Annotated in this window: 18 protein-coding genes and 1 pseudogene; 12 read left to right on the forward strand and 7 right to left on the reverse strand. The window is 61.0% G+C overall.

The window, feature by feature from the left end; all coding sequences use genetic code 11:
- The first annotated feature begins 146 nt into the window (after positions 1–146).
- The 6 genes from M5B43_RS12455 to M5B43_RS12480 are packed head-to-tail and all read left to right on the forward strand — an operon-like array spanning position 147 to position 6186.
- Positions 147–3068, forward strand: coding sequence for a monovalent cation/H+ antiporter subunit A (locus M5B43_RS12455; RefSeq protein ID WP_248750391.1), 2922 nt, complete (start codon positions 147–149; stop codon positions 3066–3068).
- A complete protein-coding gene (locus M5B43_RS12460) occupies positions 3068–3412 on the forward strand; it encodes a Na+/H+ antiporter subunit C (protein ID WP_057007546.1) in 345 nt (114 codons plus the stop codon). Before M5B43_RS12455 ends, M5B43_RS12460 begins: the two co-directional genes overlap by 1 nt.
- Positions 3409–5091, forward strand: coding sequence for a monovalent cation/H+ antiporter subunit D (locus M5B43_RS12465; RefSeq protein WP_248750392.1), 1683 nt, complete (start codon positions 3409–3411; stop codon positions 5089–5091). Before M5B43_RS12460 ends, M5B43_RS12465 begins: the two co-directional genes overlap by 4 nt.
- Positions 5088–5576, forward strand: a complete 489-nt coding sequence (locus M5B43_RS12470; protein ID WP_248750393.1) for a Na+/H+ antiporter subunit E — start codon at positions 5088–5090, stop codon at positions 5574–5576. The genes M5B43_RS12465 and M5B43_RS12470 overlap by 4 nt, the downstream gene beginning before the upstream one ends.
- Positions 5573–5851, forward strand: coding sequence for a K+/H+ antiporter subunit F (locus M5B43_RS12475; protein ID WP_003192168.1), 279 nt, complete (start codon positions 5573–5575; stop codon positions 5849–5851). The genes M5B43_RS12470 and M5B43_RS12475 overlap by 4 nt, the downstream gene beginning before the upstream one ends.
- Positions 5848–6186: a Na+/H+ antiporter subunit G gene (locus M5B43_RS12480; protein WP_248750394.1), complete on the forward strand. Its 339-nt coding sequence runs from the start codon at positions 5848–5850 to the stop codon at positions 6184–6186. Before M5B43_RS12475 ends, M5B43_RS12480 begins: the two co-directional genes overlap by 4 nt.
- 126 nt (positions 6187–6312) lie before the next feature.
- Here M5B43_RS12480 and M5B43_RS12485 read toward each other — a convergent pair whose 3' ends face one another.
- The gene (locus M5B43_RS12485; RefSeq protein WP_248750437.1) at positions 6313–6771 is read right to left on the reverse strand and encodes an HIT family protein; all 459 of its coding nucleotides are present in this window, start codon (positions 6769–6771) and stop codon (positions 6313–6315) included.
- 141 nt (positions 6772–6912) lie between these two features.
- Between M5B43_RS12485 and M5B43_RS12490 the strand changes: the two genes are divergently transcribed.
- Positions 6913–7608, forward strand: coding sequence for a peptidase E (locus M5B43_RS12490; RefSeq protein WP_248750395.1), 696 nt, complete (start codon positions 6913–6915; stop codon positions 7606–7608).
- A 238-nt stretch (positions 7609–7846) separates the two neighbouring features.
- A pseudogene (locus tag M5B43_RS12495) lies at positions 7847–8038 on the forward strand (hypothetical protein); the annotation flags it as partial.
- Between the two features lie 432 nt (positions 8039–8470).
- On the opposite strand, the gene cysS reads toward M5B43_RS12495, so the two are convergent.
- A complete protein-coding gene (gene cysS / locus M5B43_RS12500) occupies positions 8471–9859 on the reverse strand; it encodes a cysteine--tRNA ligase (RefSeq protein ID WP_248750396.1) in 1389 nt (462 codons plus the stop codon).
- Positions 9860–9880: 21 nt separating this feature from the next.
- On the reverse strand, positions 9881–11581 hold the full coding sequence (locus M5B43_RS12505) for a glutamine--tRNA ligase/YqeY domain fusion protein (protein WP_248750397.1): 1701 nt from the start codon (positions 11579–11581) through the stop codon (positions 9881–9883).
- 248 nt (positions 11582–11829) lie between these two features.
- Between M5B43_RS12505 and M5B43_RS12510 the strand changes: the two genes are divergently transcribed.
- Together M5B43_RS12510 and lpxH are read left to right on the forward strand one after the other, a co-directional pair.
- Positions 11830–12333, forward strand: a complete 504-nt coding sequence (locus M5B43_RS12510) for a peptidylprolyl isomerase (protein WP_248750398.1) — start codon at positions 11830–11832, stop codon at positions 12331–12333.
- On the forward strand, positions 12330–13100 hold the full coding sequence (lpxH, locus tag M5B43_RS12515) for a UDP-2,3-diacylglucosamine diphosphatase (protein WP_248750399.1): 771 nt from the start codon (positions 12330–12332) through the stop codon (positions 13098–13100). The genes M5B43_RS12510 and lpxH overlap by 4 nt, the downstream gene beginning before the upstream one ends.
- 133 nt (positions 13101–13233) lie before the next feature.
- Here the strand turns inward: lpxH and M5B43_RS12520 are convergent, their stop codons facing one another.
- The 4 genes from M5B43_RS12520 to M5B43_RS12535 are packed head-to-tail and all read right to left on the reverse strand — an operon-like array spanning position 13234 to position 17899.
- Entirely contained in the window at positions 13234–14763 is a 1530-nt protein-coding gene (locus tag M5B43_RS12520; RefSeq protein ID WP_248750400.1) for a DHA2 family efflux MFS transporter permease subunit, read from the reverse strand.
- A complete protein-coding gene (locus M5B43_RS12525; RefSeq protein ID WP_248750401.1) occupies positions 14763–15962 on the reverse strand; it encodes an efflux RND transporter periplasmic adaptor subunit in 1200 nt (399 codons plus the stop codon). Before M5B43_RS12525 ends, M5B43_RS12520 begins: the two co-directional genes overlap by 1 nt.
- Positions 15963–15977: 15 nt before the next feature.
- On the reverse strand, positions 15978–17429 hold the full coding sequence (locus M5B43_RS12530) for an efflux transporter outer membrane subunit (protein ID WP_248750402.1): 1452 nt from the start codon (positions 17427–17429) through the stop codon (positions 15978–15980).
- Positions 17426–17899: a MarR family transcriptional regulator gene (locus M5B43_RS12535; RefSeq protein ID WP_248750403.1), complete on the reverse strand. Its 474-nt coding sequence runs from the start codon at positions 17897–17899 to the stop codon at positions 17426–17428. The genes M5B43_RS12530 and M5B43_RS12535 overlap by 4 nt, the downstream gene beginning before the upstream one ends.
- A 168-nt stretch (positions 17900–18067) precedes the next feature.
- On the opposite strand from M5B43_RS12535, the gene M5B43_RS12540 reads away from it, so the two are divergent.
- On the forward strand, positions 18068–20869 hold the full coding sequence (locus tag M5B43_RS12540) for an ATP-binding protein (RefSeq protein ID WP_248750404.1): 2802 nt from the start codon (positions 18068–18070) through the stop codon (positions 20867–20869).
- Positions 20856–22043: an EAL domain-containing response regulator gene (locus tag M5B43_RS12545; protein ID WP_248750405.1), complete on the forward strand. Its 1188-nt coding sequence runs from the start codon at positions 20856–20858 to the stop codon at positions 22041–22043. Before M5B43_RS12540 ends, M5B43_RS12545 begins: the two co-directional genes overlap by 14 nt.
- Positions 22044–22062 lie beyond the last annotated feature (19 nt).

A 22062-nucleotide genomic window follows, 5' to 3' on the forward strand; every position in this document is an offset into this window, starting at 1 on the left:
GGGTCGTTGGTGGGAAAGAGGGCTTCTGAAACAATGCCAAACAAGAGTCTTCGGCCTATCTTGTAGGATCCTGCCACATCTTGCCGTTTGGTGATCGAGAAAGCGGCACGTATGATGCATCCCAAACTCCCGCAGATTAGAAGCCTATGTCCCTGATAGTTCTACTGCTTCTGCCTTTTATCGGCAGCTGTCTGGCGGCTTTGCTGCCGCACAACGCACGTAACACCGAATCCCTGCTGGCTGGCCTTGTGGCCTTGGTCGGTACTATTCAAGTCGCCCTGTTCTACCCTCAGATCGCCGATGGTGGCGTGATCCGTGAAGAATTCATGTGGTTGCCCAGCCTCGGGCTGAACTTCGTGCTGCGCATGGACGGGTTTGCCTGGCTGTTCTCGATGCTGGTGCTGGGCATCGGCACGCTGGTGTCGCTGTATGCGCGTTACTACATGTCGCCGCAAGACCCGGTGCCGCGCTTCTTCGCGTTTTTCCTGGCCTTTATGGGCGCCATGCTCGGGCTGGTGATTTCCGGCAACCTGATCCAGATCGTGTTCTTCTGGGAACTGACCAGCCTGTTCTCGTTCCTGCTGATCGGCTATTGGCACCACCGCGCCGATGCCAGGCGCGGTGCCTACATGGCCTTGATGGTCACCGGCGCAGGCGGCCTTTGCCTGCTGGCGGGCGTGATGCTGCTGGGGCATATCGTCGGCAGCTATGACCTGGACCAGGTGCTGGCGGCGGGCGATCAGATTCGCGCGCACTCGCTGTACCCGGTGATGCTGGCCCTGGTATTGATCGGCGCCCTGAGCAAGAGCGCACAGTTCCCGTTCCACTTCTGGCTACCCCACGCCATGGCGGCGCCCACCCCGGTTTCAGCCTACCTGCACTCGGCGACGATGGTGAAGGCCGGCGTGTTCCTGCTGGCCCGCCTGTGGCCGTCGCTGTCCGGCAGCGAAGAATGGTTCTGGATCGTCGGCGGCGCCGGCGCACTCACCCTCCTCCTCGGCGCTTACTGCGCCATGTTTCAAAATGATCTCAAGGGCCTGCTGGCCTATTCCACCATCAGCCATCTCGGGCTGATCACCTTGTTGTTGGGCCTCAACAGCCCGCTGGCCGCCGTCGCCGCGGTCTTCCATATCCTCAACCATGCCACGTTCAAGGCGTCGCTGTTCATGGCGGCAGGTATCATCGACCACGAAAGCGGCACGCGGGATATCCGCAAGCTCAGTGGGCTGGTGCGCCTGATCCCGTTTACCGCGACCTTGGCGATGGTGGCCAGTGCGTCCATGGCCGGGGTGCCATTGCTCAATGGTTTCCTCTCCAAAGAGATGTTCTTCGCCGAAACCGTGTTTATCTCATCGACCGCCTGGGTGGAAATCGCCCTGCCGGTGATCGCGACCATCGCCGGTACGTTCAGCGTGGCCTATGCCCTGCGTTTTACCGTAGATGTTTTTTTCGGCCCACCTGCAACCGACCTGCCCCACACTCCCCACGAACCCCCGCGCTGGATGCGCGCACCGGTCGAGCTGCTGGTGTTCACCTGCCTGCTGGTGGGGATTTTCCCGGCCCAGGTGGTCGGTTCGATCCTCGCCGCGGCCGCGCTGCCCGTTGTCGGCGGCGTGCTGCCCGACTACAGCCTGGCGATCTGGCACGGCTGGAACGCACCGATGATCATGAGCCTGGTGGCCATGTCCGGTGGCGTCGTGCTCTACCTGCTGCTGCGCAAGCAACTCAAGCGCGGGCGCTTCAAGTACCCGCCGATCATCAGCTACTTCAACGGCAAGCGCATGTTCGAACGCTGCCTGGTGGTGATGATGCGTGGCGTGCGCAAGATCGAGAAACGTATCAGCACCAAGCGCCTGCAAACCCAACTGTTCCTGTTGGTGTTGGCAGCGGTGGTCGCCGGTTTGATCCCGATGCTGCACAGCGGCATCAGTTGGGGTGACCGGCCGAAGATCCCGGGCTCCATCGTGTTCGTGACCCTGTGGCTGCTGGCGATTGCCTGCGCCCTCGGCGCTGCGTGGCAAGCCAAGTACCACCGGCTGGCGGCCCTGACCATGGTCAGTGTGTGCGGCATGGTGACCTGCATCACCTTCGTCTGGTTCTCGGCCCCCGACCTGGCACTGACCCAGTTGGTGGTGGAAGTGGTCACCACCGTGCTGATCCTGCTCGGCCTGCGCTGGCTGCCGCGACGGATCGAAGAGGTTTCGCCGCTCCCTAGCTCGTTGCCCAAGGCACGCCTCCGGCGCCTGCGCGACTTCCTGCTGTCCACCGTGGTGGGCGGCGGCATGGCGCTGCTGTCCTACGCGATGCTGACCCGCCAGACCCCCAACGATATCTCTTCGTTCTACTTGAGCCGCGCCCTGCCCGAAGGCGGCGGCAGCAATGTGGTGAACGTGATGCTGGTGGACTTCCGTGGCTTCGACACCCTGGGCGAAATCACCGTGCTCGGCGCTGTGGCGTTGACCGTGTATGCCCTGCTACGGCGGTTCCGCCCCTCGAAAGAAAGCATGCAACTGCCCGCGCAACAGCGCCAACTGGCGCCCGACGTGGCCACCGACCTGGTCAACCCGCGCCAGGCCAGCGACACCGCCCTGGGCTTCATGATGGTGCCGGCGGTGCTGGTGCGCCTGCTGCTGCCGATTGCCCTGGTGGTATCGTTCTACCTGTTCATGCGTGGTCACAACCTGCCGGGCGGTGGCTTTGTCGCCGGCCTGGTGATGTCGGTGGCGTTTATCCTGCAATACATGGTCGCAGGCACCCAGTGGGTCGAGGCGCAGATGAGCCTGCGACCGATGCGCTGGATGGGTTTCGGCCTGCTCTCGGCAACCTTGACCGGGCTCGGCGCGCTGTTTGCCGGGTATCCGTTCCTCACCACACATACCTGGCATATCAGCGTGCCGGTGCTGGGCGATGTCCACATCGCCAGCGCGTTGTTCTTTGACATTGGTGTGTACGCCATGGTCGTCGGCTCGACCTTGCTGATGCTCACCGCCCTCGGCCACCAATCGGTGCGCGCCCATAAGCCGAGCAACCAGCCTAAAACCGTTGCCACACCGGAAGGAGCCGCCTGATGGAAGAAGTCATCGCAATTGCCATTGGGGTCCTCGCGGCCTCGGGTGTCTGGTTGATCCTGCGGCCACGGACGTTCCAGGTGGTGATGGGCCTGTGCCTGTTGTCGTACGGGGTCAACCTGTTCATTTTCAGCATGGGCAGCCTGTTTATCGGCAAGGAGCCGATCATCAAGGACGGCGTGCCGCAAGACCTGCTCAACTACACCGACCCCCTGCCCCAGGCCCTGGTGTTGACGGCCATCGTGATCAGCTTCGCCATGACTGCGCTGTTCCTGGTGGTACTGCTGGCCTCCCGGGGCTTGACCGGCACGGACCATGTGGATGGCCGGGAGCCCCGGGAATGACGTGGATGAATCAACTGATCGTCGCGCCGATCCTGCTGCCGTTGCTGACCGCCGCGCTGATGCTGATGCTGGGCGAGAAACGCCGCCCGTTGAAAGCTAAAATCAACCTGTTCTCCAGCATCGTCGGGCTGGGCATTGCCCTCTTGCTGCTGTACTGGACACAGCAAGGCGGCCCCGGCTCGATCGGTGTGTACCTGCCGGGGAACTGGCAGGTGCCCTTCGGCATCGTCCTGGTGGTGGATCAACTGTCGGCAATGATGCTGGTCCTGACCGGGATCATCGGCGTGAGCGCGCTGCTGTTCGCCATGGCCCGCTGGGACCGTGCGGGCACCAGTTTCCACGCCCTGTTCCAGATCCAGCTGATGGGGTTGTACGGCGCGTTCCTGACGGCGGACCTGTTCAACCTGTTCGTGTTCTTCGAGGTGCTGCTGGCGGCTTCCTACGGTTTGATGCTGCACGGCTCCGGCCGCGCGCGGGTGTCGTCAGGGCTGCATTACATTGCGATCAACCTGCTGGCGTCGTCGCTGTTCCTGATTGGCGCGGCGATGATCTACGGCGTCACCGGCACGCTGAACTTCGCTGACCTGGCGCTGAAAATCCCGTTGGTGGCGCAAGCCGATCGCGGCCTTCTGCACGCTGGCGCAGCCATCCTGGCCGTGGCTTTCCTGGCCAAGGCCGGCATGTGGCCGCTGAACTTCTGGCTGGCGCCTGCCTACTCGTCAGCCAGCGCGCCGGTGGCGGCCATGTTTGCGATCATGACCAAGGTTGGCGTGTACACCGTGCTGCGCCTGTGGACCCTGCTGTTCTCCGGCCAGGCCGGCGCCTCGGCGCTGTTTGGCGGCGACTGGCTGGTGTACGGCGGCATGGCGACGATCATCTGCGCCGCGCTGGCAATGATCGCGGCGCAACGCCTGGAGCGCATGGCCAGCCTGAGTATCCTAGTGTCGGCAGGTATCCTGCTGTCGGCGGTGGGGTTTGCCCAGCCGAGCCTGACGGCCGGGGCGTTGTTCTATCTGGTCAGCTCTACCCTGGCCTTGAGTGCACTGTTCCTGTTGGCGGAGTTGATCGAGCGCTCGCGCTCGGCCAACGACCTGCCGCTGGATGAAGAAATCGATGCACTGCCCAAAGCCATGGAGTCCTTGCACCCGCAGCCCGGCGTCAACCTGGACGATGAGCAGAAAGCCGTCGTCGGCCAAGTCATCCCGTGGACCATGGCGTTCCTCGGCTTGAGCTTTATCGCCTGTGCGCTGCTGATTATCGGCATGCCACCGTTGTCCGGGTTTATCGGCAAGCTCAGCTTGTTGAGCGCACTGGTCAACCCACTGGGCTTGGGCGCAGGCGTCGATGAGCCGATCCGCCCAGCCGCCTGGGGCTTGGTGGCGCTGCTGATCCTGTCCGGCCTGGCTTCGCTGATCGCCTTCGCCCGCCTGGGCATCCAGCGTTTCTGGACCCCAGAGGAGCGACCATCGCCGCTGCTGCGCCGCTACGAGTGCGTGCCGATTTTCTTCCTGCTCGGCTTGAGCATCCTGCTGACCTTCAAGGCCGAGCCGCTGATGCGCTACACCCAGGCCACCGCCGAGAGCCTGAACAACCCGGAACACTACGTGATGGCCGTGATGGCGACCCGACCAGTCCCCAGCCCTGAAGCCAAGGCCGCCGCCCTGGAGGTGCAGCCATGAAGCGCCTGTTCCCTGCCCCGTGGCTATCGCTGGCGTTGTGGGTGTTGTGGCTGGTGTTGAACCTGTCGATCAGCCCCGGCAACCTGTTGCTCGGCGCGCTGATGGGTTTTCTTGCACCGCTGCTGATGGCGCCGTTGCGCCCGCTGCCGATCCGTATCCGCCGCCCTGGGGTCATCATCCGTCTGTTCTTGCGGGTGGGCGGTGACGTGATCCTCTCCAACCTGCAAGTGGCCTGGGGCGTCCTGACCTGCGGCTCACGCCCACCGCGCTCGCGCTTTATCAAGATCCCCCTGGACCTGCGCGACGCCAATGGCCTGGCCGTGCTGGCGATGATCACCAGCGTGACCCCCGGCACGGTCTGGTCGGAACTGGCCCTGGACCGCAGCATCCTGCTGTTGCACGTCTTTGACCTGGAGGACGAGGCGCCGTTTATCCAACACTTCAAGCACGCCTACGAACGGCCCCTGATGGAGATCTTCGAATGAGTGCCCTGCTCGCCAATGCGATCCTGTTCAGCCTGTTCCTGTTCTCCCTGGCCATGGTGCTGACCCTGGTGCGCCTGTTCAAAGGCCCCTCGGCCCAGGACCGGGTACTGGCGCTGGACTACCTGTACATCCTGGCGATGCTGATGATGCTGACCCTGGGCATTCGCTATGCCAGTGACACCTATTTTGAGGCGGCGCTATTGATCGCGCTGTTCGGCTTCGTCGGCTCGTTTGCCCTGGCGAAATTCCTGCTGCGTGGGGAGGTGATTGAATGATGCCGTTATGGGTAGAAATCATCGTCGCGGCGTTGCTGTTGCTCAGCAGCGGCTTTGCGTTGATAGGCGCGATTGGGTTGTTGCGGATGAAGGACTTCTTCCAGCGCATGCACCCGCCGGCGTTGGCCTCGACGCTGGGCGCGTGGAGTGTGGCGTTGGCGTCGATCATCTACTTTTCGGTGCTCAAATCCGGGCCGGTGTTGCATGGCTGGTTGATTCCGATTTTGTTGGCGATTACCGTGCCAGTCACCACCCTGCTACTTGCGCGAACGGCCCTGTTCCGCAAGCGCATGGCCGGTGACGACGTGCCCGCCGAAGTCAGCAGCCGCCGCTGATTTATCAAGCGAGCACAGTAAAAAGTGTGGGAGCGGGCTTGCTCGCGAATGCGGTTTTTCAGGCAGCGTTTCAGTGACTGATCCACCGCATTCGCGAGCAAGCCCGCTCCCACATTTGGTTTTGCATTAGACAAAAGATCTGATGTGCGCCGCCAACTCCGCTAGCTCAGCTTCATCCGCCCGCACGAAATCGTGGGACGAGATATACCCCTCATACGCCTCGAAAAACTTATCCACCTTAGAACTGATGGGTTTGAACGCGCTGTCCGTCCCCGTCCCATGCATGGGAAACAGCTTCGCATGCAGATGATCCACTCCATACCCTTCCAGCATCATCCCCGTGCGCGCCACATCGGGAAATGCGCGGTCGATCAGCAATGCGGTTTTCTTGGTCGCGACCATCAGATCGGCCAACACCTCATCCGGCTGTGCAAACGCATAGCTGCCGTAGTGCTGCTTGGGGATCACCACGCTGAAACCTGGCGTGTTGGGGAAGATCGACAGGAACGCCATATGCTTGTCATCCTCCCACAGGATATGGGCCGGGGAGGTCTTGCGGACAATGCTGCAGAAAATACACTCCATTTGAATCACCGCCAGTTTCGTCTTGGGTTTAGTCATGGCAACCATCTAAAGTCAGGATGGAATGAGCGTCAAACCCTACGGGCATTTTTAGAAATGTCCTAAGACCTGGGTATGCCCGCTGTGCTGAGACAGGAGTTCATCATGGATAAAAACATCATTGTCATCGGCGGCGAATCCAGCGAGGACATGACGCGCATGACCCGCATCGACGAATATATCGTCGCTTCCTCGGGCAAAACCCAGCCCACGGTGCTCTATATCTCCACCGCCAATGGCGATGACCGTACGAAGATTGCCGACTTCACGCTCAAATACCAAAGCGCCGGCTGCACCGTTGTGCCATTGACGTTTTTCATTCCGCCTTTTCCAGCCCCGGGTCATGTTGCCGCGCTGTTTGAGCAGGCTGACATCATCTATGTGGCCGGCGGCAACACCCGAGCCTTGCTGGCCATCTGGCGTGAATTTGACGTGACCGCCCTTTTGAAGCAAGCCCAGGAACACGGCAAAGTGCTTTGCGGCGTCAGTGCCGGTGCCATCTGCTGGTTCGACCACGGGCATTCCGACTCAGGGGGCGTATATGCGCTGGTCGACGGGCTGGGTTTTCTCCCTGGCGCGCTGTGCCCGCACTTCAGCTCAGAGGCGGGGAGAGAATCTTCGTTTGTTGAACTGGTTCGACTTGAAAACATACACCCCGCCTACGCGCTGGATGACGGCGTTGCCCTGCATTTCAAGAACGGTGAATACCATGCGACTGTCCATAACGACGCGGCGGGTAGTGCATATGAACTCAGCAGCACTTCGGAGCCCATTGCAAGGAAACGCCCTACAGCTCTTTAGGGTTGCCGCTCAGAAAATGGCTGCCTAATCTTCGGCGGTCGCTGCAAATTCAGCGACCGGGTTTCGCAGCCCGGTTAAACTCTAGACGCACAGCGTCCACCTCAGATAGCGGGCGCTTTTTAATGCCTGATGTTATGGCGGCTGTGCGCGGGATACCTTCGGGTATGCCGGGTGCTAGAGTCCCGGCCTGCGAACCTGCGTACAGCTGCCACCCAAATATCGTTTCGCAGCGATGGGTTTAGACGTCGAGACGCTGCTGGTCAACGCATCGGAGGATCTTGCGTCGGTTCAAGCGCTGGCAAGCCATTTGGCTTTTGAGATCGAAGGCACCCCGCGTAGCGTAGCTCTGGGAATTTGCCGGATGCTGGAGGGGATTCAGCTGATGGTGGATAAAACGCTAAAACTCAAAGACAAACCAATTCACGGATAGATCTGATCCGAAGACCGAGCAAAGTGGGCACGGTCAAATGTGGGAGTGAGCCCCCACCTTTTACGGTGCTGTGTCAGGACAATTAAACTGCCTGCAATAGCAACCGCCGCCGGCAAGGCCAGCACCTTCAATAACAAACACACAGCAGATCCAAGTGTGGGAGGGGGCTTGCTCCCGATAGTGGTGGATCAGTCAGCTTATCCTCAGCTGGCGCACCGCCATCGGGAGCAAGCCCCCTCCCACATTTTTACGGTGTTGTGTCAGGACAATTAAACTGCCTGTAATAGCAACCGCCGCCGGCAAGGCCAGCACCTTCAATACCAGACACACAGCAGATCAAAGTGTGGGAGGGGGCTTGCTCCCGATAGCGGTGGATCAGTCAGCTTATCCTCAGTTGACCCACTGCCATCGGGAGCAAGCCCCACATCTGGATCAAGCCTGATCAGCCAACCGCCACGTCGTCCCGCCCTTCCCGTCTTCCAGCACCACGCCCATGGCGGTGAGTTGATCACGGATACGGTCGGATTCCGCCCAGTCCTTGTTGGCACGAGCCGCCAGGCGCGCCTGGATCAGTGCATCTACCTCAGCGGCATCCACACGCCCTTCAGCGCCCGCTTGCAGGAAGTCATCGGCCTCCATCTGCAACACGCCCAGCACGCTGGCCAGTTCTTTCAGGCGCGCCGCCAGGCCCGCCGCTGCGTCGATATCGGTCTCGCGCAAGCGGTTGATCTCGCGCACCATTTCAAACAGTACGGCGCAGGCTTCCGGGGTGCCGAAGTCGTCGTTCATCACTTCGGTAAACCGTGCCACGAACGCTTCGCCGCCAGCCGGAGCAACGGCGGGCAAACCTTTCAACGCGTGGTAGAACCGCTCCAGGGCGCCCTTGGCGTCCTTGAGGTTGTCTTCCGAGTAGTTGATGGCGCTGCGGTAGTGGCTGGATACCAGCAGGTAACGCACCACTTCCGGGTGGTACTTTTCCAGCACGTCGCGGATGGTGAAGAAGTTGTTCAAGGACTTGGACATCTTCTCGCCATTGATGCGGATCATGCCGCAATGCATCCAGGCGTTGGCGTAGGTCTTGCCAGTGGCGGCTTCGCTCTGGGCGATTTCGTTTTCGTGGTGCGGGAACTCGAGGTCGCTGCCGCCGCCATGAATATCGAAGGTCTCGCCCAGGCAGCAGGTGGACATCACCGAGCATTCGATGTGCCAGCCCGGACGCCCCGCGCCCCATGGCGACTCCCAGCTCGGCTCGCCGGGCTTGGTGCCTTTCCACAGCACAAAATCCAGTGGATCCTGCTTGGCTTCGTCGACTTCGATACGTGCGCCGATGCGCAGGTCTTCGATTTTCTTGCGCGACAACTTGCCATAACCCATGAACTTGGCGACGCGGTAGTACACGTCGCCATTGCCTGGGGCGTAGGCGTAACCCTTGTCGATCAGGGTCTGGATCATGCTCAGCATGCCCGGAATGTGATCCGTGGCGCGCGGCTCCATGTCCGGTTTGAGGATGTTCAGACGCGCTTCATCCTCGTGCATCGCGGTGATCATGCGCTCGGTCAGCACATCGAACGGTTCGCCGTTCTCGCGCGCCCGGTTGATGATCTTGTCTTCGATGTCGGTGATGTTGCGCACATAGGTCAAGTCATAACCGCTGAAACGCAACCAGCGGGTCACCAGGTCGAAGGCAACCATGCTGCGGCCGTGACCGATGTGGCAGTAGTCGTACACGGTCATGCCGCACACGTACATGCGCACCTTGTTGCCATCCAGCGGCTTGAAGACTTCTTTGGTCTTGCTGAGTGTGTTGTAGATCGTTAGCACGACATTTCCCTTAAGACAGAATCACTGGCCCCACGAATCACGCAAGGTCACGGTACGGTTGAATACCGGCGCACCAGGTTTCGAGTCCTTGATATCCGCGCAGAAGTAACCTTCGCGCTCGAACTGGAAACGGTCTTCCGGCTGTGCGTCGCCAAGCGATGGCTCGGCACGACAACCCGTGAGAACTTGCAGGGAGTCAGGGTTGATGTTGTCCAGGAAGCTGGCGCTGTCTTCAGCCTTCTCAGGGTTCGGCGAACGGAACAGACGATCGTACAGGCGCACTTCGCACTCGATGCTGGCAGCAGCCGGCACCCAGTGAACGACGCCTTTGACCTTACGACCTTCAGGGTTCTTGCCCAGGGTGTCCGGGTCGTACGAGCAACGCAGTTCGACGATGTTGCCATCGGCGTCCTTGATCGCTTCGTCGGCACGGATCACGTAGCTGCCACGCAGGCGCACTTCGCCGTTCGGCTCCAGGCGCTTGTAGCCCTTCGGTGGCTCTTCCATGAAGTCGTCGCGGTCGATGTAGATCTCACGCGCGAACGGCAGCTTGCGCACACCGAGTTCTTCTTTCTGCGGATGACGCGGCAGTTCGAGGTTGTCGACCTTGTCTTGCGGGTAGTTGGTGATCACCACTTTCAACGGGCGCAGTACGCACATGGCGCGCGGCGCGTTCGCGTCGAGGTCCTGGCGGATACTGAACTCAAGCATGCCGTAGTCGACCACGCCGTCGGAGCGGTTGGTGCCGACCATGTCGCAGAAGCTACGGATCGACGCCGGGGTGTAGCCACGACGACGGAAGCCCGACAGGGTGGACATGCGCGGGTCATCCCAGCCGTGCACGTGCTTTTCGTCCACCAACTGCTTGAGCTTGCGCTTGCTGGTGATGGTGTAGTTCAGGTTCAGGCGGCTGAACTCGTACTGACGCGGGTGCGCCGGTACCGGCAGGCTGTCCAGGAACCACTCGTACAGCGGGCGATGGCTTTCGAACTCCAGGGTGCAGATGGAGTGGGTGATGCCTTCGATGGCGTCCGACTGACCGTGGGTGAAGTCGTAGTTCGGGTAGATGCACCACTTGTCACCGGTCTGGTGGTGGTGGGCATGGCGGATGCGGTACATGATCGGGTCGCGCAGGTTCATGTTCGGCGAGGCCATGTCGATCTTGGCACGCAGCACGCGGGCGCCGTCCGGGAATTCGCCGGCGCGCATACGGTTGAACCAGTCCAGGTTCTCTTCTACCGAACGGTCGCGGAACGGGCTGTTCTTGCCCGGTTCGGTCAGCGTGCCACGGTATTCCTTGGCCTGTTCTGGCGTCAGGTCGTCGACATAGGCTTTGCCGGCCTTGATCAGCTCGACGGCCCAGTCGAACAACTGGTCGAAATACTTGGAGGCATAGCGCACTTCACCGGACCATTCAAAGCCCAGCCACTTGATGTCGCTTTCGATGGCGTCGATGTATTCCTGGTCTTCCTTGGCCGGGTTGGTGTCGTCGAAACGCAGGTGCGTGACGCCACCGAACTCCTGGGCCAGGCCGAAGTTCACACAGATCGACTTGGCGTGACCGATGTGCAGGTAGCCGTTGGGCTCTGGCGGGAAGCGGGTGACGATCTGCGTGTGCTTGCCCGAATCCAGGTCCGCCTGGATGATCGGGCGCAGGAAATTGACCGGGACGGCAGGTCCGGCCTTGGAATTCGAGGTAGTGTCGACAGTGGGCTTGCTCATAGGATCCTTGAACAGACAGGTTCGTGGCCAGGTGGGGCCAGATAAAACAAAGGGCTCATAATAGCCGAAGCAGTCAATACACTGACAGAGCACGACCAAAAACTGCTGCTTTAATTGCCCTGGCGGTAAAAAACCACCTCGAAATTCCTGCAGGGCACGCTAAACTGCGCGCCTTGGCCGTCGTTTAGCCAGACAGGTAAGGTGCCCAGGCGCCCACACCCACGAATTCCCTGAAAAGAGTAGTGAACATGACTCAAGTCAAACTGACCACCAACCACGGTGACATCGTCATCGAGCTGAACGCCGAGAAAGCGCCGATCACCGTCGCCAACTTCATCGAATACGTGAAAGCCGGCCACTACGAAAACACTGTTTTCCACCGTGTCATCGGCAACTTCATGATCCAGGGCGGCGGTTTCGAGCCTGGCATGAAAGAAAAGAAAGACAAGCGCCCAAGCATCCAGAACGAAGCGGACAACGGCCTTTCCAACGACAAGTACACCGTCGCCATGGCCCGTACCATGGAGCCGCATTCGGCCTCCGCGCAGTTCTTCATCAACGTTGCCGACAACACCTTCCTGAACCACAGCGGCAAGAACGTGCAGGGTTGGGGCTACGCGGTGTTCGGTAAAGTCACCGAAGGCCAGGACGTCGTGGACAGCATCAAGAAAGTGTCTACCGGTTCCAAAGCAGGTCACCAGGACGTACCGAGCGAAGACGTAATCGTCGAGAAAGCCGAGATCGTTGAGTGATATTGCTGATTTCAGACTTGCATCTGGAAGAGGAACGCCCGGACATTACCCGGGCGTTTCTGGATCTGCTCCACGGCCGCGCCCGTGGCGCCCAGGCGTTGTACATTCTGGGGGACTTCTTCGAAGCCTGGATTGGCGACGATGGGATGACGCCCTTCCAGCGTTCCATTTGTGAAGCACTGCGTGAGCTGAGCGACAGCGGCACCCCGATTTTCATCATGCATGGCAACCGCGATTTCCTGATCGGCAAGGCGTTCTGCAAAGCGGCAGGCGCCACCCTGCTCAAGGACCCGAGTGTCGTGCAATGCTATGGCGAGCCTGTGCTGTTGATGCACGGCGACAGCCTCTGCACCCGCGACGTTGGCTATATGAAGCTGCGGCGCATCCTGCGTAACCCCATCACCCTGTTTATCCTGCGCCACCTGCCCCTGCGCAGCCGTCATAAGCTGGCGCGCAAGCTGCGCAGTGAGAGCCGTACGCAGGTGCGCATGAAGGCCAACGACATTGTCGACGTCACACCCGAGGAAGTCCCGCGGGTGATGCAGCAGTTCGGCGTGCGCACCCTGGTACACGGCCATACACACCGCCCGGCCATCCATAAGTTGCAGATTGGCGACCAGGCGGCCAAGCGCATTGTGCTGGGCGATTGGGACAAACAGGGTTGGGTGTTGCAGGTGGATGAGCAAGGTTTCCAACTGGCGGCGTTTGACTTCGTCAATCCGCAGCTCGCGCTGCCTGGCGCCAACCCTCTGACACCGCCAAGCTAATGTGAATAGAGATCAAACTGTGGGAGGGGGCTTGCTCCCGATGAGGGAGTGTCAGTTGATACATCTGTAACTGACTCACCGCCATCGGGAGCAAGCCCCCTCCCACAGTTGATTGCATTTCAACCCTTGGCTTTCAGTGGCCCGAGGCTGCTGGGCCCGCTTTTGCGGTGAACGGCGGCTTGGCCAGCCACACCAGCAACATCAAGCCCATGAACATCCACCCCAGCAACGTGAAGTAATCGACGGTGGACATCATGTAGGCCTGGCTGGTGAGAATCTGGTCCAGCTGCGCATACGCCTTGTGCCCTGCCCCACCCAGCGCCTGTAACGCATCACGGGTGGCCGAGTCGTAGGGGGTCATGTTCTCGCTCATGTACGCATGGTGCTGGTCCGCCCGGCGAATCCAGATCCACGTCGTCAGCGACGCCGCAAAGCTGCCGCCCAGGGTCCGCAGGAAGGTGGCCAGCCCCGCGCCGTCAGCAATCTGGTGCGGCGGCAGGTCGGACATCAGGATGCTCAAGGTCGGCATGAAGAACAGCGCCACGCCGATCCCCATGAACAGTTGCACCAGGGCGATGTGGGTGAAGTCCACCTCATTGGTGAAGCCCGCCCGCATGAAGCAGCTCAAGCCAATCGCCAGGAAGGCCAGGCCCGCCAGCAGGCGCAGGTCGAACTTGTTCGCGTACTTGCCCACGAACGGTGACATCAGCACCGGCAGAATGCCGATCGGTGCCACCGCCAGCCCGGCCCAGGTCGCGGTGTAGCCCATCTGGGTCTGCAGCCATTGCGGCAGGATCAGGTTGATACCGAAGAAGCCCGCATAACCGAGGATCAACACAATGGTGCCGATCCGAAAGTTACGGTAGGCAAACAACCGCAGGTTCACCACCGGGTGCTTATCGGTCATTTCCCAGATCACGAACACCGCCAGGGCAACCGCCGAAACCACCGCCCCCATGATGATGAAGTTGGATTCGAACCAGTCCAGGTCATTGCCCTTGTCGAGGATGATCTGCAAGGCACCGACCCCTACGATCAAGCTCAGCAGGCCGACGTAATCCATCGGTTGGTAACTGGTGACCACGGGGCGTTTCTTCAATTGCGAACGCACCACCATCACCGCAAAGATACCGATGGGCACGTTGATAAAGAAGATCCACGGCCAGCTATAACTGTCGGTAATCCAGCCACCGAGGATAGGGCCGGCAATCGGCGCCACCACCGTGACCATCGCCAGTAACGCCAAGGCCATGCCGCGCCTGGCTGGTGGGTAAACTGCGATCAGCAAGGTCTGGGTCATCGGGTACAGCGGCCCCGCCACCAAACCTTGCAGCACCCGAAAGCCGATCAGCTCGGGCATGGAGGTGGAAACGCCACAGAGAAACGAGGCCAGCACAAACAGGATAGTCGCCCACAGGAACAGCTTCACCTCACCAAAGCGCCGGCTCAACCAGCCGGTGAGCGGCAAGGCGATAGCGTTGCTCACCGCAAACGAAGTAATGACCCAGGTGCCCTGCTCCGAACTCACCCCCAGGTTGCCGGAGATGGTCGGCAACGCCACGTTGGCGATGGTGGTGTCGAGCACCTGCATAAAGGTCGCCAGCGACAGGCCAATAGTGGCCATCAACAGGCTGGGTGGCGTGAAGGAGGCGTTATTGCTCATCAGCGTTGCACAGCCTTGGGCGCGGCGAGGCTGTTGTCATGGATCAACTGGGTGATCATGGCGTCAGCCTCGGCCAGTTGGCGGTCATACACGTTGGTGGTGAACGAGGCCTTCTGTGGTGCCTGTTGCGCCAGCACCGGGCCGCTTTGGTCGTGCAGGTTGACGTTGACCACGGTACTCAGGCCCACACGCAGCGGGTGTTTGGTCAGTTCATCGGCATTGATGTGAATGCGCACCGGCACCCGTTGCACGATCTTGATCCAGTTACCCGTGGCGTTCTGCGCCGGCAGCAGGGCAAACGCGCTGCCGGTACCGGCGCCGAGGCTGTCGACGGTGCCGCTGAATTTCACATCGCTGCCGTAGATATCCGATTCAATATCCACCGGTTGGCCGATGCGCATGTCACGCAACTGGGTTTCCTTGAAGTTGGCGTCGATCCACAGCTGGTCCAGCGGGATCACCGCCATCAGCGCGGTGCCCGGCTGGACACGCTGGCCCAGTTGCACGGTGCGCTTGGCCACATACCCGGTGACTGGCGCGATCAAGGTGCTGCGCGCATTGGCCAGGTACGCCTGGCGCAGTTGCGCGGCGGCAGCCTGCACGTCGGGATGGGACGAAATCACCGTGTCATCCACCAGGGCATTGGTGGTTTTGAGTTGTTGCTCAAGGTTGGTCAAGGCGTTCTTGGCGGCGGTCAGGCTGTCGCGGGCATGGGACAGTTCTTCCTGGGAAATCGCACCACCCTGGGCCAGGGTTTTACGCCGGTTGTAGTTGTCCTGGGCGGTTTGCACATCGGCTTTCTGTGCATTGACCTGGGCTTTCATGCCATCGACGTTGCTATACAAACCACGCACCTGGCGCACGGTGCGGGCCAGGTTGGCCTGGGCACTTTGCAGGCCGACAGCGGCGTCGTTGGGGTCGAAGTTGATCAGCACCTGGCCTTCATGAACCAGGTCGCCATCGTCGGCGCCGATGCTGACCACGGTGCCGGTGACCAGCGGGGTGATTTCCACCACGTTGCCGTTTACATAGGCGTCGTCGGTGCTTTCGTTGAAGCGCCCGTAGAACTCGTACCAGCCCCACACGCCCACGGCGCCGAGGATGACGATCAGCGCCAGGCCGATCAGCATCACTTTGCGTTTGCGCGGGTTGTTGTCCTTTGCTTGTTCTGTTGCGTTGCTGCTGTCGGCAGTGGCCATGACAAATACCTCAAATTATTCCGTGCGTGTGGCAGGGGTGGTTGCGGCGACGTTATGGGCGTTGAACCCGCCACCCAGTGCCTGCATCAATTGAATCGACAGGTCGATTTGCGCAGCATTCAAGGTCGCCAGTTGACGCTGGGCCTGCAGCAACTGCTGCTCGATGCTGAGCACATCCAGGTAGTTACCGATCCCCGAGCTGTAGCGCTGAACCCCGGTGTCGTAGGACTGCTGGGCGATGTCCGCGGCATGTTGCTGCGCCTGGATCTGGCGCCCGGTTTCGCGCAGTTGCACCAGGGTGTTGCCGATATCGCCCAAGGCTTGCACCAGGGTTTTGTTGTACTGGGCCACGGCCAGGTCGTAATCGGCGTCGCGGGCGTCGAGGTCGGCGCGCAAGCGGCCACCGTCGAAGATCGGCAACGAGATCGTCGGCGCAATGCTGAAGAAACGGCTGGCCGAACCAAACATCGCATCCCCCAACAACGACTCGGCCCCGGCACTCGCGCTCAGGTTGAGGTTGGGGTAGAAGCGGGTTTTGCTCGCGGCGACGTTCTTGCTCGCCGCCTCCACCCGCCAGCGTGCGGCGATCAGGTCCGGACGACGGCCGAGCAGTTCGGCAGGCAACACCGATGGCACGGCCACGGCGCTGGGTTTCAACACGTTCGGACGAGCCAGCTCCGCGCCGCGGTCCGGGCCTTTGCCGAGCAATACGGCGAGGGCGATCTTGGCACTTTGCAGTTGTTTTTCCGCATCGATCAACTGCGACTGGGAGCTGGCTTCCAGGCTTTCGGTCTGCTGGTACTGGTACTGGCTGTCGATACCGGAACTCAGGCGGCGCTTGCTCAGGTCGAGCATCTGGCGGGTGCGCTTGAGGTCGTCATTGGCCAGGTCACGCACGATATGGGCCTGGCCCAAGTCGCTATAAGCCTTGGCCACGTTGGCGGCCAACGTCAGGCGTGCGGCTTGCTGATCGACTTCGGCGGCGCGGGCCTGGCCCAAGGCGGCTTCCCAGGCAGCGCGCTGGCCACCCCAGAGGTCGAAGTTGTAGTTGAAGCCGGCGCTGATGTTACGCACGGTGGCGTAGGCGTCGCCCGCGCCGCGTGGGTCCTGGTCCTTGGCCAAACGCGAACGGCTAATCCCCGCGCTGGCATCCAGGGTCGGCATGCGTGCCGCGTCAGCAGCGTAGGCAGCGGCTTCGGCCTGGTGGGCACGCGCACTGGCGACTTGCATGTCGGGGCTGTTTTGCAGCGCTTCATGGATCAGGCCGTCGAGCTGTGGGTCACCCAGGCTTTTCCACCAGTCGGCGGCCGGCCAGGCGGCGCTGGACAAGGTCACGCCGCTCAAGGATTTGCCGGTGTGCAACGTGTTGGCGTCGAGGCGTTGGCCTTGGGTGTCGAGGCCACTGAAGTTGGCGCAACCGGCCATACTCATCGCCACCAGCACCAGGCTAAGTGCGCGCATTTTCATTGTTTACCTACCCGCTGGATGACAATGGCGTCACCGGCAGCTACCAGAATTTTCGTGAGGATTTTTTCCAGGGTTTGCAACTCGCCAGGCTCCAGGGCGCCGGCCAGCTCGTTCATCGACTGGGCGCCGATGTGCGGCAGCATGTCGGCCAGGCGCTGGCCGTCTTCCGTGAGAACCAGTTGCACCTGGCGCCGGTCCAGCTCGGAACGCTTGCGCGCCAGCAGGCCCTTTTGCTCCAGGCGGTCGAGCATGCGCGTCATGGAACCGCTGTCCAGGGACAGGTTGCGGCACAGCTCGGCCGGGGTGTCGACATCGAACTGGGCAATGATGATCAACACCTTGAACTGTGCGGCGGTGACGCCGTACGGCTCCATATGGGTGTCGATGATGCGGTCTTTGAGCAGCGCCGCCCGGCCCAGCAACAGGCCGAGGTGGCAGTTGCGGAAGCTATCAGGGGTGAAGTGGGTCATCGAAAGTCACCTTATTGCTGCCTAGGCAGCGAGTGTGTGACAAGATGTTACTGCTTAGGCAGCGAATGTCAAAGGGAATAATTAGGTTGCTTGGTAATGGGCGGCTAAACAGTGCGTTCTAAGGATCGTCTGATTCTTCCTGCACCCGGCCTTCACTAGTGTGCCGGGATGAGATTAAAGAATTACCTCCATCAGATCAGCCCGGTCCTTTCCACCCCCCACGCCGCGCAACGCCTACTGCGCATTTTTGCCCTGGTGCTGTTGGTGGGTATCCTGGGTGGCGTGTACAGCTTCCTGCTGTTTACCTTCAACAACGAAATTTCCCAGCGACGCAGCTACATGAGCAGCGCCATCGCCGAGGCGCATACGTTTTTCACCACCCGTGAAGCGCTGTTGGCAAGCCTGAGCTTGTCGGCCACGCGCAAGACCGAAGTGAATGAGCCGGTGTCCGACGAGGAAGTGCGCCTGCTGCTCGGGCAAACCCCGGGCAAGCAATGGAGCATCTGGTTGACCCTGCGCATGCGCGAACACCTGAAAGCCAGGCAACTCAACCTATTGTATGTGGGCACCGAAGGCCAGGTGTTGCGGCTGTACAACGCCACGGCGGTGACTGCGACCTTCCCCCAGGCCATGCTGGATCAATTGGAAGCCCTCAAGCTCTCGAAAACGTTGCAAGAGCTGTGGCTGACGCATGTGTCAGATGGGCACTCACGCCTGTACATCTTTATTCGCCTGGACGAACGTGACGTGCAATCCGGCTGGCTTGGCCTGGAGATGGACGACCGCGAAGTCTCCAGCGCCTTGAGCGATCACAGCGCCGGCGAGTTCACCATGTTCAACGCCCAAGGCATGGCCCTCTTCAGCAACAGCCACAAGCCGCCGCCCGGGCAGAACCTGCCACTGTTGCGGCAACAGGACTTCTTTGGTTTTGTCGGCAACGGCTGGCTGCCCGAACAGTTGGTGTTGCGCAAGCAACTGAAATCTTCGGATTGGCAGCTCACCTACTCCATCGACTTGCTCGCGGTGGTATGGGCACTGTGGCCACAGATGCTCGGCGCGCTGGTGTTCTGCCTGTTGAGCATCAGCCTGGTGTGCGTACTGACTCGGCGCCTGGAGCACCGCTTCATTACGCCGGCGATCCACCGGATTCAGGCGCTGGTGGAAAGCGAGTTGTTCAGCCGCGACGTGATCCAGACCGCCCCCGTGGCACTGTGCGTGTTGCGCCGCACCGATGGCCGGGTGGTGTTGGACAACACCCTCGCCCGACAGTGGCTTGGCCAATGCAGCGAGCAATTGGGCCCCGCCTGGATTCGCAATGCCTTTGACCCCATTGCACCCTGCCTCACGGATTACCTGGAGACCGCCGACCGCCGCCACCTCTACCTGAGCTGTGCACCCACCCGCTACAAAGGTGAAGACGTGTTGCTGTGTGCCTTCAGCGACATCAGTGCCCGCACGCAGATCGAAGTGCAGTTGGAGCAGGCACGCCAATCGGCCGATGCCGCCAATGAAGCGAAGACCCTGTTTCTCGCTACCATGAGCCACGAAATTCGCACGCCGCTCTACGGCGTGCTCGGCACCCTGGAGCTGCTCGGTCGAACGCACCTGGATAGCCAACAAAAAACTTACCTGCGGGCCATCGAAGGTTCGTCCGCCACCTTGCTGCAATTGATTTGTGATGTGCTGGACGTGTCGAAGATCGAGGCCGGGCAACTGGCCCTGGAGTTGAGTGAATTTTCGGTCCTGGCCCTGGTGCAAGAGGTGGTGCAAGGTTATGCCGCAGCAGCACAAAGCAAAGGCTTGCAGCTGTATGCCTGCCTGGACCCGCAACTGCCGGACGCGTTGCTCGGCGATGTCAGCCGTGTGCGACAGATCCTCAATAACCTGCTGAGCAATGCGGTCAAGTTCACCGATTCCGGGCGCGTGGTGCTGCGGGTCAAGCTGCTCAGCCGCGAAGGCGAACGGGTGTGTCTGCAATGGCAGGTCTCGGACACCGGCAAAGGCATTGCCCATGACGATCAGGCGTGTATTTTCGAGCCGTTCTACCAGACGCAAGGCAACACCAACGTGGTGGCCGGCAGCGGCCTGGGCCTGCCGATTTGCCTGCGCCTGACCCACTTGATGAACGGCACCTTGCGCATGGTCAGTGAACCGGGCCTGGGTAGCAGTTTTTCCCTCACCGTGCCGTTGGAGCAACGCTCATGCAGCCCGTTTCCGGCAGTGCCGCAGGCACTGACGGCGGACACTGTCTATGTGGTCTCGCCCATCCTCGAACTGGCACAAAGTATCTGCGGCTGGCTGCGTCGCTGGGGCGCCCGGCCCCAGATCGGCGCACCTGCCAGCCAGGCGCTGGGCGCTGCGGGCGTACTGCTCGAACTCTACCCCGAGGCGACCGAGCCGCGCCCACGCCTGCCGTGGCGCGGACCACGGGTCATCGCCCGTTGCGACGGCGCCCACGAGCCGCAATTCAGCGGCGATGGCTGGCGTGTCAATCTCAATGACCTGAACGCCATCCATCAGGCGGTTCGCCAAGCCCAGGGTGGCCAACTGGCCCCTCCCCAACGGGCCAGCGAGCCGCGCGATTTGCGCCCGTTGCACCTGCACATCCTGGTAGCCGAAGACAACGTCATCAACCAATTGATCCTGCGCGACCAACTCGAAGAACTGGGCTGCACCGTGACGCTGACCAGCGATGGTGAAGAAGCCCTGTCACGCTGGCCCGACGGCGGCTTCGACATCGTGCTCACCGACGTCAACATGCCCCGGCTCAACGGCTACGAACTGGCTGAAGCCTTGCGCCGCCTGGACTGCACCATTCCCATCATCGGTGCCACAGCCAACGCCCTGCGCGGCGAGGAGGCCCTGTGCCTGGCCGCTGGCATGAACCACTGCCTGATCAAACCTTTTACGCTGCGAGCCTTGTTCACTGCCCTGGCTCCCTACGAACGAGTCGCCCATGAAGCTGTGTAGCATTCTGATTGTCGAAGACCATCCCTTCCAGCACCTGTATTTACAGAACCTGTTCAACGCCTTGGGCGACTTTGACCTGGTGTTTGCCAGGGACGGCGAAGAAGCACTGGCCTGCCTGAAAAGACGCGCCTTCGACCTGGTGCTCACCGACCTGTTGATGCCGGGCATGGACGGCGTGCAATTTATCCAGGGCCTGGCCGCGCAATCCTCGCGACCGGCGCTGGCAATCATGAGTGCCGCCTCGCGCCGTATGTTGATGGGGGCCAGCCTAGTGGCGAGCAACCTGCAAGTAAAAGTCATCGGGTTGATTTCCAAACCGGTGAGTGCGGCCGCCCTGCGCTGCCTGATTGATCAACTGCAGGCGGTGCGCCAGATCGCGCCCGCCGAAACGATGCCCGGTATCGACCGCCGCAGCCTGTCGGACGCCCTCGACAATGGCGAACTGCACGCCTGGTTCCAGCCCAAGAAAGCCCTGGAAAATGGCCGGATCGTGGCCGCCGAAGCCTTGGTGCGCTGGGTTCACCCCGAACATGGCATGTTGCTGCCGGGGGTATTCCTGCCAGCGTTGATCGCCTTCAATCTCGAAGAGCACCTGCTGTGGCGCGTGTTGGAACAGGCAATGCTCGCACAGGCGGCATGGCGCCAACAGGGCTATGACATCCCTGTATCGATCAACCTGCCCACACACCTGCTCAACAGCCATGACCTGCCCGACCGCATCCTCGCCTTCGTGCTGGAACATCAAGGCTTGCCTGCGCGTATCTGCTTCGAGCTGATGGAGTGCTCGGTACCCGACGACATCAGCAACTTCTACGCCGGCGCCTGCCGATTGCGGATCAAGGGGTTTGGTTTGTCCCAAGATGATTTCGGCAAGGGCTACAGCTCATACATGAACCTGGTGTCGGCACCCTTCACCGAATTGAAGATCGACCGCGCGCTGGTGCAGGGCTGCAACGCCAACGAGGAGTTGGCCCAGGCGTTGACCAGTATTGTCAGCCTCGGCCGCCAACTGGGCCTGACCGTGGTGGCCGAAGGCGTAGAAACCGCGCAAGAACTTGCACTGTTGCGTAAGATCGACTGCACTCAGGTACAGGGTTTCCTGATCTCTCATGCCGTGTCTGCGGATCAGTTCCAGCAGTTGCTGACCCATGACGGGCCGGCGAACATCTATTGACCCGCAGGACGGTGTGGCC

This window comes from Pseudomonas sp. MWU15-20650 (assembly GCF_023242475.1).
Lineage (GTDB): Bacteria > Pseudomonadota > Gammaproteobacteria > Pseudomonadales > Pseudomonadaceae > Aquipseudomonas.

Bases quoted from the DNA above. Each gene is read 5' to 3' on its own strand.
- M5B43_RS12455 (WP_248750391.1), top strand. From the start codon at position 147: ATGTCCCTGATAGTTCTACTGCTTCTGCCTTTTATCGGCAGCTGTCTG.
- M5B43_RS12460 (WP_057007546.1), top strand. From the start codon at position 3,068: ATGGAAGAAGTCATCGCAATTGCCATTGGGGTCCTCGCGGCCTCGGGT.
- M5B43_RS12465 (WP_248750392.1), top strand. From the start codon at position 3,409: ATGACGTGGATGAATCAACTGATCGTCGCGCCGATCCTGCTGCCGTTG.
- M5B43_RS12470 (WP_248750393.1), top strand. From the start codon at position 5,088: ATGAAGCGCCTGTTCCCTGCCCCGTGGCTATCGCTGGCGTTGTGGGTG.
- M5B43_RS12475 (WP_003192168.1), top strand. From the start codon at position 5,573: ATGAGTGCCCTGCTCGCCAATGCGATCCTGTTCAGCCTGTTCCTGTTC.
- M5B43_RS12480 (WP_248750394.1), top strand. From the start codon at position 5,848: ATGATGCCGTTATGGGTAGAAATCATCGTCGCGGCGTTGCTGTTGCTC.
- M5B43_RS12485 (WP_248750437.1), bottom strand. From the start codon at position 6,771: ATGGAGTGTATTTTCTGCAGCATTGTCCGCAAGACCTCCCCGGCCCAT.
- M5B43_RS12490 (WP_248750395.1), top strand. From the start codon at position 6,913: ATGGATAAAAACATCATTGTCATCGGCGGCGAATCCAGCGAGGACATG.
- M5B43_RS12505 (WP_248750397.1), bottom strand. From the start codon at position 11,581: ATGAGCAAGCCCACTGTCGACACTACCTCGAATTCCAAGGCCGGACCT.
- M5B43_RS12510 (WP_248750398.1), top strand. From the start codon at position 11,830: ATGACTCAAGTCAAACTGACCACCAACCACGGTGACATCGTCATCGAG.
- M5B43_RS12520 (WP_248750400.1), bottom strand. From the start codon at position 14,763: ATGAGCAATAACGCCTCCTTCACGCCACCCAGCCTGTTGATGGCCACT.
- M5B43_RS12525 (WP_248750401.1), bottom strand. From the start codon at position 15,962: ATGGCCACTGCCGACAGCAGCAACGCAACAGAACAAGCAAAGGACAAC.
- M5B43_RS12530 (WP_248750402.1), bottom strand. From the start codon at position 17,429: ATGAAAATGCGCGCACTTAGCCTGGTGCTGGTGGCGATGAGTATGGCC.
- M5B43_RS12535 (WP_248750403.1), bottom strand. From the start codon at position 17,899: ATGACCCACTTCACCCCTGATAGCTTCCGCAACTGCCACCTCGGCCTG.
- M5B43_RS12540 (WP_248750404.1), top strand. From the start codon at position 18,068: ATGAGATTAAAGAATTACCTCCATCAGATCAGCCCGGTCCTTTCCACC.
- M5B43_RS12545 (WP_248750405.1), top strand. From the start codon at position 20,856: ATGAAGCTGTGTAGCATTCTGATTGTCGAAGACCATCCCTTCCAGCAC.